Below are 11037 nucleotides of genomic sequence, written 5' to 3'. Positions count from 1 at the left end.
GAGATGCAACTAACTGAAACGAGAGTGTTCAAATTCGAAATTGAACCCGGATTCAGCGATAAATGCACGTTATGAATTGACGGGGTTTTCAGGGCCCTGTCTGAAACAGGGCCCGACAGTTCTGGAGAATAATCAGAACCGGTAGGTGGCACCAATGCTCAGGACATCAATGTCGTAGGTGTCGAAGCGGCCGACAATGGCCAGGTTGTTTTGCAGGTTGTAGCGGGCGCCAATGCCCACGCCGAGTTCGATGTTGGAATCGCCAGCCGAGCCGAATGCGGTGTCAACTTCAGCATCCACGTAAACCAGGCCGGCCCTACCCAGAAGTTCCAGCCCCCTGATCTGCTCATCCAGGCTCAGAGTATAGGTGGCGTAGCCTCCGAGGCCGAAGTAGCTGGCTTCGAAGGTTTCTCCAAAATAGCTGGCTTCGGCATCCGCGGCAGTCAGCGTCAGTTCTGCCTCAGCACCCAGGCCTGGCAAAACCTGGTCCAGAGCCGTGCCGAATGTACCTGCGACAACAATGGCATCATCGCTCAGACCCATATCGGCAAAACCCAGGCGTGCTTCCGCATAGCCATTTGCGACCAGATCGTTAGTGGTCAGACCGTTGGAGCTGGAGGTACCCTGGTTATCCGCGTGGGCAGTGCCGGACGCCAGTGCGGCGCACAGAGCTGAGCAAATCAATGCGTTTTTCATAAAACATCCTTTTTTCAGTTTTTTGACTGCAGGACCGGGCAATGCACAGTCCGGTGCGTGACTCTATATAATTGAAATGCATTACTCGGTAACTACTTTGTAATAATTTGAAATAATTCGAAAACTCGGCGTTCGGCTGATGGACCAGTTTCAAGAAGTCTTAAAGATCGTTAAGTGAACAGTCATTATCGAGAAGCGGAAATGATCCATAATTGACTTCGCCGAACCACTAGCCGGTCATCGTGGTACAACCGTGCAAGTCTAAGGAGAAAATAATCGCCACAAGGATCCCGGGAGATACCCCGACACCGGTCGTCGGAGCCTCCCCTGTTTAACCTTGAGGGCGTGAGCTGAACGGGTGCGTTTCGATTATTGCCAAGGATGCGAAATTCAGGAGTTATTCTGTCCGGTGTTTGCGCCGGACGATCATGTCTATGAGGTGATTGATTGGTTAAAAAATGCTTCCCGCTGATTCTGTTTCTCTCTTCCGTCATTCTGACCGGTTGCGATTCGGGTCCCGAAAAGGATGAGTCTCCTGAATTCAGTCAGTTAGCAGAAGAGACTGAAACTGCCGCGTCGGCATCGCGTGCAGATGTTTCCCTCGTCCTCAAGCCCGCTCAGATGGATTGGGTCGGTCAGCAAATATTTCTAAACGAGTGCGCGGGGCGTTTCGAGTGTCTTGTCCACTGGAACGAGGGTGAGGCTTTCCCATCTCTGGGGATCGGGCACTTTATCTGGTATCCGCAGGGTGTTGATGGGAGATTCGTTGAAAGCTTTCCGGCCCTGATTGAGTACATGCGGCAGCGCCAGGTGAGCATTCCCGAGTGGCTGAGAGTCGTCGAGCCATTTGATGCCCCCTGGGCAAACAGGCAATCTTTTCTCGCAGTCCTTGATTCGCCTGAAATGGCAGAGCTGAGGGAGTTTCTGGCAGGCACCCAGGGTCTTCAGGCGGAGTTCATATTTCGCCGGGCCAGAAAATCGTTGGCGGATGTGATCGATGCAGCCCCCGCAGAACGGAAGGATGACATTGCCGCCCGCCTTGAAGCCCTCAGTCAGACACCGGGCGGGGTGTACGCCCTCATGGATTACGTCAATTTTAAAGGAGAGGGACTTGCGCAGACGGAACGCTATAAAGGCGAAGGCTGGGGCCTGTTACAGGTGCTGATGGCCATGTCTGGCAACCCGGAAGAACCGGCCATTAAGCAATTTCAGGAGGCGGCCCGGCAGGTACTGACTCGCAGGGCACAGAACGCTGAAGATTCCATTGAGCGCGAACGTTGGCTGCCGGGCTGGTTGAAGCGCCTCGAAACGTACAAAGAGCCTGCCGACTTCAAAATATCCAATTAATTTCTTATAAAAATTAGTTAATTTCCCAAACATTGTTCTACTTTTATAGAGCACGGTCTCTAATGTTGCCTTTTCTTGGCGCATGGGGCCGCAACGACGGCACTGTAGTAGTGCATGAAACACCATCACCGCTAACCAGATTGGTCGGAAGCGCTCTGGTGGTGGATAAAAACAATATAAATCATTGGTTTGTAGTGCATGGCTCACAACTTGCTGGGCAGACTCGTTGCGACAAAACCAACAGATGTTCGGAGACTAAGACAATGAGAAAGACGAAATCGATTGCCCTGGGTATTGCTCTGGCAATGGGCACGTTTGTAACCACAGGTGCCATGGCGGCCACCACGCTGGAAAGTGTGAAAGAAAAAGGCCACCTCCAGTGTGGAGTAACCAGTGGCCTGCCGGGATTTTCCCAGCCTGACGAGAAAGGCAACTGGACCGGCATTGACGTAGATACATGTCGCGCAGTTGCAGCGGCCATCTTCGGTGATTCAAGTGCCGTTCAATTCACACCGCTGACCGCCAAAGAGCGCTTCACTGCGCTGCAGTCGGGTGAGATCGATATGCTCTCACGAAACACCACCTGGACACTGACACGGGACGCATCGCTGGGCCTGAACTTTGCGGGCGTCAACTACTACGATGGCCAGGGCTTCCTGATCAACAAAGGAATCGGGGTGGATGATGCCACACAGCTCGACGGCGCCACTGTCTGTATCCAGGCCGGCACCACGACCGAGCTGAACCTGTCAGACTACTTCCGTGCCAAAGGCATGGAGTTCAAGCCGATCGTGTTCGATACCTCAGAGCAGACCGTTCAGGGCTTCGCCGCCGGTCGCTGCGACGTCTTGACCTCGGACCGTTCCCAGTTGGCAGCCTTGCGTTCGAAGCTGTCCGACCCGAATTCCGCAAAGATCCTGCCGAACACTATCTCCAAGGAGCCGCTGGGCCCGGTTGTGCGCCAAGGCGACGACCAATGGTTCAATATCGTGAAGTGGGTGCTTGCTGTTCAGATCAACGCCGAGGAACTTGGTGTTAGCAGCGCCAATGCTGATGATATGCTCAAATCCGACAACCCGAACATTCAGCGCCTGCTGGGCACGGATGGGGATATGGGGGCCAAACTGGGACTGCCTGATGATTTTGGCCACAAGGTGGTAAAAACAGTGGGCAACTATGGCGAAATGTATGATCGCAACGTCGGACCGGATACTCCGCTTGCCCTGGATCGTGGTATCAACGCGCTGTGGACCGATGGCGGTATCCTTTACGCGCCGCCCGTTCGTTAAAACCTGAAAGCATGCAGCGGGGCCTCTGGTGAGGAGGCTCCGCTGTGATCTCTGATGCTGTAATCCGCAGGGAAGCTCTTCAGGAAACTTCATGAAAAAACAAACAATTGACACCAGACCTTCAGGGCCAAAGCCCTGGTACGACCCACGAGTCCGCTCGATTTTCTTTCAGGTCATCGCCATTGGCCTGGTTTTCTGGGGTGGATGGGTACTTGTCGACAACACACTTTCCAATATGGAAAGCCGTGGTATCAGTACCGGTTTCGGTTTTCTCAAGGAAACCGCCGGCTTTGGTATCATCATGCATTTGGTGCCTTACGATGCGACCATGTCGTACGGCAGGACCTTCTGGGTCGGCCTGACCAATACACTACTTGTTTCAGCGATGGGTGTGATCGCCGCAACGATTCTCGGCTTTGTGATTGGCGTTGCTCGGCTATCTAGCAACTGGCTGGTAGCCAAGATGGCGCTCGTCTATATCGAGGTCATTCGGAATATCCCGTTGCTGCTGCAGATTTTCTTCTGGTACTTCGCCGTTCTCAGCAATTTGCCCGGCCCCCGACAGAGCATTGACGTTGGCGGAACACTGTTTCTCAATAACCGGGGGCTTTATTTGCCGGAGCCGCTCACCCAGGATGGTTTCGGACTTGTATGGGGGGGCATTGTCGTTGCCATCGCATCCGTGGTCGGTATCCGGGCATGGGCCAAGAGAAGACAATTGGCCACTGGCCAGATCTTTCCGACGTTCAAGGTAAGTGTCGCGATTCTGGTACTTGTCCCACTGATTGCTTTCCTGGTGGCTGGTCGCCCCCTCGAATGGGAACTGCCTGCGCTCAAGGGTTTTAACTTCGGCGGCGGGGTGACCATTATTCCAGAGTTGGCTGCGCTCTGGATTGCGCTTTCTCTTTACACAGCCAGTTTCATTGCTGAAATCGTGCGGTCCGGCATCCTGTCTGTCAGCAAGGGGCAGACAGAAGCCTCCAAAGCTCTTGGGCTGCCGAGCGGACTGACCCTGCGGCTGGTCGTTATCCCGCAAGCCATGCGAGTCATCATTCCGCCATTGACCAGCCAGTACCTGAATCTTGTCAAAAACTCCTCGCTCGCTACAGCTATCGGCTATCCCGATCTGGTTGCTGTATTTATGGGTACGACACTGAACCAGACCGGACAGGCCGTGGAAGTTGTCGCAATGACGATGGCGGTGTATCTCACGATCAGTCTGCTGATCTCGCTGTTCATGAATATATACAACCGGGCTGTGGCCATTAAGGAGCGATGATGACCGAGTCAACCATGAAGGCACCCAAAAAAGCGCTCAGGCCCGTCAAATGGATGCGAGAGAATCTGTTTTCCGGTTGGTACAACACGATACTGACTGTGGCGGTGGCCTATCTGATCGTGACGAGCGTCGGGCCTTTGCTCAACTGGTTCTTCCTCGATGCGACCTTTGTTGGAAGTGATGCGAAAGACTGTACCGGCGCTGGAGCTTGCTGGCTGTTCATCAGCCAGCGCCTGAACTTCTTTATCTACGGGTTTTATCCGGACGTCTTGCAATGGCGGGTAGATGTCATGTTCCTGCTGCTTGCCATTGCCTTTGTCCCTCAGTTTATCGAGGGATTTCCGGGCCGGAAGTGGCTGGGGCTGTTCGGTATCTTTGGCCTGCCTTTCGTTGGGTATTTCCTGATACCGGGAGGGTCGTTCGGACTTGAGGAGGTTCAGAGCACGAAATGGGGCGGCCTGATGCTAACGCTTATTCTCGCGTACATCGGGATTATCGCCTCGCTGCCCATCGGTATTCTTCTGGCCTTGGGGCGTCGCTCCGAGATGCCTATCATTCGCGGCCTATGTGTCGTTTTCATTGAAGTCTGGCGGGCCGTTCCGCTGATTACCGTGCTGTTCATGGCGTCGGTGATGTTGCCGCTGTTTCTTCCCGAGGGTGTCAATTTTGAAAAGCTTGCAAGGGCGCTGATCGGCATTACGCTCTGGCAGTCCGCTTACATGGCAGAAGTCATACGAGGCGGCTTGCAGGCAATCCCGAGGGGGCAGTATGAGGCGGCCAGTGCGCTGGGGCTCGGGTATTGGCGCAGGATGGGACTGGTAATTCTGCCCCAGGCGCTGAAGATGGTCATACCCGGCATCGTTAACACGTTTATAGCGTTGTTCAAGGACACCACTCTGGTGCTGATTATCGGCCTTTTCGATATTCTCGGGACGGTGCAATCCACGGTGACAGATCCCGCCTGGCAGAACGTTGCCGTGGAAGGTTACGTCTTCGTGGCCTTCTGTTTCTGGATCTTCTGTTTCGGAATATCGAGATACAGTCAGAAGCTTGAACGCAAACTCGACACCGGTCATAAATCCTGATGGGTAACCCTATGACAGAACAAACTCAGAATTCCGAAGCGCAAACCTCATCTGCCGGGCAGGCCGGTCAGAAGCCCGATATCATCCGGGTCGAAGGAATGCACAAATGGTACGGGGAATTTCATGTTCTCCAGAACCTCAACCTTACCGTTAAACAGGGTGAGCGGATTGTTATTTGTGGCCCTTCCGGCTCCGGGAAATCGACCTTTATCCGTTGTATCAACCGCCTGGAAGAGCACCAGAAGGGCAAGATTATTGTCGATGATGTGGAACTGACAGACGATGTCCGACAGATCGACAGCGTTCGCAGGGAAGTTGGAATGGTGTTTCAGCACTTCAACCTGTTCCCGCATCTCACGGTTCTGGAGAACTGTTGTCTCTCTCCCATCTGGGTCAGGAAAATTCCGCGCAGGGAGGCGGAGGCATCAGCGATGGAATATCTGGAGCGGGTGAAAATACCGGACCAGGCCAACAAATACCCCGGCCAGCTGTCAGGCGGTCAGCAGCAGCGTGTGGCCATTGCCCGGGCTTTGTGTATGAAGCCAAAGATCATGCTGTTCGATGAGCCCACGTCGGCGCTGGATCCGGAAATGATTAAGGAGGTGCTCGATGTCATGGTGGAGTTGGCGGAAAGTGGCATGACCATGATTTGTGTTACCCATGAAATGGGCTTCGCCAAAACCGTGGCAGACCGGGTGATCTTCATGGACGGGGGCGAGATTGTGGAGGAGGCACCGCCGGAGGAGTTCTTCTCGAACCCGAAAGAGCCGCGAACCCGGAAATTCCTCGAACAGATATTGCAGCACTGAAGCCAGTAAGGCCGGATTACGGTCCGGCCTTACGCTTATCACAACGGGTGTTTCTGCAGCGCCGGTTCCTCGCCGGGCCGGACTTCGAGCCACCAGACGTTTTTGTCCCAGTCCCCCAGAACAATTCGTTTTGCCGGTTCGCCACTGGCGGTTAATTCGTGCACGGCAGGTCGGTGGGTGTGCCCGTGGATCAGGCGCTGCACACCGTGGACCTCCATTTCCCGGATCACTTCGCCTGGCGTTACGTCCATGATGAACTCTTCCTTGCCCTGATTTTTCGCCATACTGATTTCCCGCAGCTGGCGGGCCATCTGCTGGCGGTCTTTCAGGGGCCGCTGAAGAATCATCTGCTGCCACTGGGGATTGCGCATGTTGGCACGGAACTTCTGGTACTCCACATCGGCGGTGCAAAGGCTATCGCCGTGCATCAGCAGGGTGGGGGTGCCATAGAGATCGATCACGGAAGGGTCGTTCAGCAGAGTGGCTCCGGCACGATTACAGAAATCCTCTCCGATAAGGAAATCCCGGTTGCCATGCATCAGGAAGATCTTGGTGCCGCTCTCGTTTACTGTGCGGAGGGCGGCAGCAACTTGTTCCTGCAGCGGGGTGCGTTCATCGTCACCGATCCAGGCCTCGAAAAAGTCGCCAAGGATGTAGAGTTGCTCTACCCCAGCCGCTTTTTCATCGAGAAAAGCCAGAAACGCCTCAGTGATGTCCGGGCGTGACTCTTCCAGGTGAAGATCCGAGATAAACAGCGTGGTCACGCTGCGCCCCCGTCCTCCAGAACTTTCGCTTTCTCGATGACCACGTCATCCGCCGGAACGTCCTGATGGCCAGCGCGCATGGTGGTCCGCACCGCACGAATGGCATTCACCGTTTCCATGCCTTCAACCACTTTGCCGAACACGCAGTAACCCCAGCCTTCCGCGTTCTTGGCGGTGTGGTCCAGGAAGCCGTTGTTTTCAACATTGATGAAGAACTGTGCGGTGGCCGAATGGGGGTCCATGGTGCGGGCCATGGCAACGGTTCCCTGCATGTTGCTCAGCCCGTTGTCTGCTTCGTTCTGAATCGAGTCCCGGGTTTTGCGCGGAGTCATTCCCGGCTCAAAGCCGCCACCCTGAATCATGAAGTTGCTGATCACACGGTGAAAGACAAGGCCATCGTAAAAGCCATCGCGAACGTACTGTTCAAAGTTTTTGGCGGTTTCCGGAGCCTTGTCGTAATCAAGTTCCAGCTTGATGTCACCGTAGTTGGTTGTCAGCAGAATCATCAGGGTTTCCTGTTCAGAGAGGTTGATTGCGTTAAAGGCCCCCATTGTACTCAAGAGTTTCCCGCTATGCATGAGTCCGGCGAGGATTTGTGAGTATAATACGCGGTTTAAGATTCACTCCCCTTTAACAGAGATTGTATGAGCGCCGAGTCGAAGAAAGCCCACAACTTTATCCAGAGCCTGATCGAAGACGCCATCGCCAGCGGCGAACACACCGGGAAGGTGGTTACCCGTTTCCCGCCTGAGCCGAATGGCTACCTGCACATTGGTCACGCCAAATCGATCTGCCTGAACTTTGGTATCGCCGAAACCTTTTCCGGCGAATGCAACCTGCGGTTTGACGACACTAATCCGGAAAAAGAAAACCAGGAATACATTGATGCCATCAAGCAGGATGTGGAGTGGCTTGGCTACGAATGGGCCGGAGACGTGCATTACGCCTCGGATTACTTTGACGCCCTTTATAATTTCGCTGAAGAGTTGATCACCCGGGACAAGGCGTACGTGTGCGCATTGTCGGCCGACGAAATGGCCGAGTACCGGGGTAGCCTTAAAGAGCCGGGCAGAAACAGCCCGTACCGGGACCGTCCCGTTGAAGAGAGCCTGAAGTTGTTCCGCGACATGCGTGACGGCAAATATCAGAATGGAGAGCTGGTTCTGCGTGCCAAGATTGATATGGCGTCGCCGAACATTAACCTGCGGGATCCGATTCTTTACCGTATCCGTTACGCTGAGCACCATCAGACCGGTAACAAATGGTGCATCTACCCGATGTACGATTTCACCCACCCGATTTCCGATGCCATGGAGGGGATCACCCACTCCCTGTGCACCCTGGAATTTGAAGACCACCGGCCGCTGTATGACTGGGTTCTCGATAACATCTCCGCCCCGTGCCATCCGCGCCAGATCGAATTTGCGCGGTTGAACCTGAATTACACCATTACTTCCAAGCGCAAGCTCAAGCGTCTGGTGGACGAAGGTGTTGTCGACTCATGGGATGATCCGCGGATGCCCACTATTTCCGGTATGCGCCGGCGCGGTTATACACCCGAATCCATTCGCACCTTCTGCGACATGATCGGCGTGAACAAGGCTGGCGGCACCGTGGATGTGGGCATGCTGGAGCATGCCATCCGGGAAGACCTGAACAATCGGGCCCCGCGCGCCATGTGTGTGATGCGTCCACTGAAGGTGACGCTGACTAATTACCCGGCCGATCAGAGTGAGACCCTGACGCTCCCGGTGCACCCTCAAAATCCGGAAATGGGCGAGCGCGAAGTGCCCTGGACCCAGACCCTTTTTATTGACCGCGAGGATTTCGAAATGGAGCCTCCGCGCAAATGGAAGCGGCTGGCACCGGATCAGGCGGTACGCTTGCGGGGCGGCTACGTGATGACGTGTCGGGAAGTTATTCGAGACGACAGTGGCGAGATTGTTGAGCTCAAGTGCGAATACGATCCAAATACCCTGGGTGTGAATCCTGAAGGCTACAAGCCGAACGGCGTTGTTCACTGGGTGTCTGCGACGGACAGTGTGGAAGCGGATATCAACCTGTACGACCGCCTCTTCAACCATGAATCGCCGGACAGCGATAAGGACGGTGATCTGATGGATCATCTGAACCCTGAATCTCTGGTCGTTCTCAAGGGTGCCCGGGTTGAGAAGAGTTTGCTAGAGCCTCTTACCGTGCTGCCATACCAGTTCGAACGGGAGGGTTATTTCTTCTGTGACCAGGATCACACCGCCAGCGCCGGCCGGCCGGTTTTCAACCGAACCGTAACGCTCAGGGATTCCTGGGGTAAGGGGGGCAAGTGATCCGCATCTACAACACGTTGACCCAGCAGAAGGAAGAGTTCCGGCCCATTGAGCCCTGGAAGGTGCGGATCTACGTCTGTGGCATGACGGTCTACGACTACTGCCACTTGGGCCACGCAAGGGTTCTGGTGGCATTTGATGTGGTCACCCGTTACCTGCGCCATCGCGGTTATGAGGTGGATTACGTTCGCAATATCACCGATATCGACGACAAGATTCTGCGCCGGGCGGATGAAAACGGTGAGCCCTACAATGAACTTACGGGACGCATGATTCAGGCCATGCACGAAGACGAGGCACGCCTGGGTGTGCTGTCTCCCAATGAGGAGCCCCGGGCCACCGCGTACATCGACGAAATCATCGCGATGATCCACAAGCTGATCTCTGGCGGGCATGCCTATGCCGCTGCTAACGGTGATGTGTATTTTTCCGTTGATTCCTTTGATGGGTACGGCAAGCTCAGCAAGAAGAAGTTGGAAGATCTGCTGGCGGGTGCCCGGGTCGATGTTCAGGAAGCCAAGCGTAGCCCGGCGGATTTCGCCCTTTGGAAAGCGGCCAAAGCAGGGGAAGTCAGCTGGCCTTCACCCTGGGGTGATGGCCGACCCGGTTGGCACATTGAGTGTTCGGCCATGTCCACCTCCTGCCTGGGGGACACTTTCGATATTCATGGCGGCGGCCCCGATCTGTTGTTCCCGCACCATGAAAACGAGATTGCCCAATCCGAATGCGCCACCGGCCATGCCTTCGTAAATACCTGGATGCACGCGGGTGCCATTCGGGTAAACAAGGAGAAGATGTCCAAATCTCTGGGTAATTTCTTCACCATCCGCGAGATTATGGAAAAATACCCTGCGGAAGTGGTTCGCTACTTCCTGGTTTCCAGTCATTACCGGAGCCAGGTGGACTATTCTGAGGAAAACCTGGCCGAGGCCGGTCGAACGCTTACCCGGCTTTATCATGCGCTGCGTGGCATTGTGCCCGCGAAAGCGGCGGATGTGCCGGAAACAGAGCATGACCAGCGGTTTGCCGAAGCGATGGATGATGATTTCAATACCGCAGGCGCTATTGCTGTGCTGCACGCTGTCGCCAACGAGATCAATCAGCATCGCCGGGACGGGCGTGAAGAGGAAGCGAAGCGCAGTGCCACGGTGCTGGTCAGGCTGGGTGGTGTGCTTGGCCTGCTGCAGCAGGATCCCGAGGCCTTTTTCCAGGGGGGCGGCGGAGGTGAGCTCAGCGCTGAAAGCATTGAGGCCTTGATCCAGGCCCGGGCGGATGCCCGTAAGGCAAAGGATTTTGCCGAGGCTGACAGAATTCGCGACGAGCTGGCGGGAAAAGGCATTATTCTGGATGACTCCCGCGAGGGCACGAGTTGGCGGCGGGTTTGAGTTTCGAATTAACGGTGATTGGTCAGACCAGTTTTGCGCTTGCAGGAATGATCTTGTAA

At 55.0% G+C, this 11037-nt stretch carries 10 protein-coding genes; 7 read left to right on the top strand and 3 right to left on the bottom strand.

The genetic code is table 11. The features are described from left to right. Positions 1–132: 132 nt before the first annotated feature. Positions 133–696, bottom strand: coding sequence for an outer membrane beta-barrel protein (locus ACN0XM_RS11260; RefSeq protein WP_417567020.1), 564 nt, complete (start codon positions 694–696; stop codon positions 133–135). Between the two features lie 447 nt (positions 697–1143). Between ACN0XM_RS11260 and ACN0XM_RS11255 the strand changes: the two genes are divergently transcribed. The 5 genes from ACN0XM_RS11255 to ACN0XM_RS11235 all read left to right on the top strand — a co-directional run bounded on the left by ACN0XM_RS11255 (position 1144) and on the right by ACN0XM_RS11235 (position 6505). Continuing rightward, a complete protein-coding gene (locus ACN0XM_RS11255) occupies positions 1144–2043 on the top strand; it encodes a hypothetical protein (protein ID WP_417567019.1) in 900 nt (299 codons plus the stop codon). A 263-nt stretch (positions 2044–2306) separates the two neighbouring features. After that, positions 2307–3332 carry an amino acid ABC transporter substrate-binding protein gene (locus tag ACN0XM_RS11250; RefSeq protein WP_417567018.1) on the top strand — a complete coding sequence of 342 codons (1026 nt, stop codon included), beginning with the start codon at positions 2307–2309 and terminating at the stop codon, positions 3330–3332. 91 nt (positions 3333–3423) lie between these two features. Continuing rightward, positions 3424–4611 carry an amino acid ABC transporter permease gene (locus tag ACN0XM_RS11245; protein ID WP_417567017.1) on the top strand — a complete coding sequence of 396 codons (1188 nt, stop codon included), beginning with the start codon at positions 3424–3426 and terminating at the stop codon, positions 4609–4611. Continuing rightward, positions 4611–5696: an ABC transporter permease subunit gene (locus tag ACN0XM_RS11240; RefSeq protein ID WP_417567016.1), complete on the top strand. Its 1086-nt coding sequence runs from the start codon at positions 4611–4613 to the stop codon at positions 5694–5696. The genes ACN0XM_RS11245 and ACN0XM_RS11240 overlap by 1 nt, the downstream gene beginning before the upstream one ends. Positions 5697–5707: 11 nt before the next feature. Then, positions 5708–6505, top strand: coding sequence for an amino acid ABC transporter ATP-binding protein (locus ACN0XM_RS11235; RefSeq protein ID WP_417567015.1), 798 nt, complete (start codon positions 5708–5710; stop codon positions 6503–6505). A 38-nt stretch (positions 6506–6543) separates the two neighbouring features. On the opposite strand, the gene ACN0XM_RS11230 is transcribed toward ACN0XM_RS11235, so the two are convergent. Further along, positions 6544–7269: a UDP-2,3-diacylglucosamine diphosphatase gene (locus ACN0XM_RS11230; protein WP_417567014.1), complete on the bottom strand. Its 726-nt coding sequence runs from the start codon at positions 7267–7269 to the stop codon at positions 6544–6546. Next, a complete protein-coding gene (locus tag ACN0XM_RS11225) occupies positions 7266–7775 on the bottom strand; it encodes a peptidylprolyl isomerase (RefSeq protein WP_417567013.1) in 510 nt (169 codons plus the stop codon). The genes ACN0XM_RS11230 and ACN0XM_RS11225 overlap by 4 nt, the downstream gene beginning before the upstream one ends. A 138-nt stretch (positions 7776–7913) precedes the next feature. On the opposite strand from ACN0XM_RS11225, the gene ACN0XM_RS11220 reads away from it, so the two are divergent. Further along, positions 7914–9593 carry a glutamine--tRNA ligase/YqeY domain fusion protein gene (locus ACN0XM_RS11220; protein ID WP_417567012.1) on the top strand — a complete coding sequence of 560 codons (1680 nt, stop codon included), beginning with the start codon at positions 7914–7916 and terminating at the stop codon, positions 9591–9593. Beyond that, positions 9590–10978, top strand: a complete 1389-nt coding sequence (gene cysS / locus ACN0XM_RS11215; RefSeq protein WP_417567011.1) for a cysteine--tRNA ligase — start codon at positions 9590–9592, stop codon at positions 10976–10978. Before ACN0XM_RS11220 ends, cysS begins: the two co-directional genes overlap by 4 nt. Positions 10979–11037: the final 59 nt, after the last annotated feature.

Source organism: Marinobacter sp., from assembly GCF_048269445.1.
Taxonomy (GTDB): Bacteria; Pseudomonadota; Gammaproteobacteria; order Pseudomonadales; family Oleiphilaceae; genus Marinobacter.
This window is presented reverse-complemented; position numbering and strand designations above follow the sequence as displayed.

What these genes read in the sequence shown, in the direction of transcription:
- ACN0XM_RS11235 (WP_417567015.1), top strand. Translation starts at nt 5,708, where the DNA reads ATGACAGAACAAACTCAGAATTCCGAAGCGCAAACCTCATCTGCCGGG.
- ACN0XM_RS11240 (WP_417567016.1), top strand. Translation starts at nt 4,611, where the DNA reads ATGACCGAGTCAACCATGAAGGCACCCAAAAAAGCGCTCAGGCCCGTC.
- ACN0XM_RS11245 (WP_417567017.1), top strand. Translation starts at nt 3,424, where the DNA reads ATGAAAAAACAAACAATTGACACCAGACCTTCAGGGCCAAAGCCCTGG.
- ACN0XM_RS11225 (WP_417567013.1), bottom strand. Translation starts at nt 7,775, where the DNA reads ATGATTCTGCTGACAACCAACTACGGTGACATCAAGCTGGAACTTGAT.
- ACN0XM_RS11260 (WP_417567020.1), bottom strand. Translation starts at nt 696, where the DNA reads ATGAAAAACGCATTGATTTGCTCAGCTCTGTGCGCCGCACTGGCGTCC.
- ACN0XM_RS11220 (WP_417567012.1), top strand. Translation starts at nt 7,914, where the DNA reads ATGAGCGCCGAGTCGAAGAAAGCCCACAACTTTATCCAGAGCCTGATC.
- ACN0XM_RS11250 (WP_417567018.1), top strand. Translation starts at nt 2,307, where the DNA reads ATGAGAAAGACGAAATCGATTGCCCTGGGTATTGCTCTGGCAATGGGC.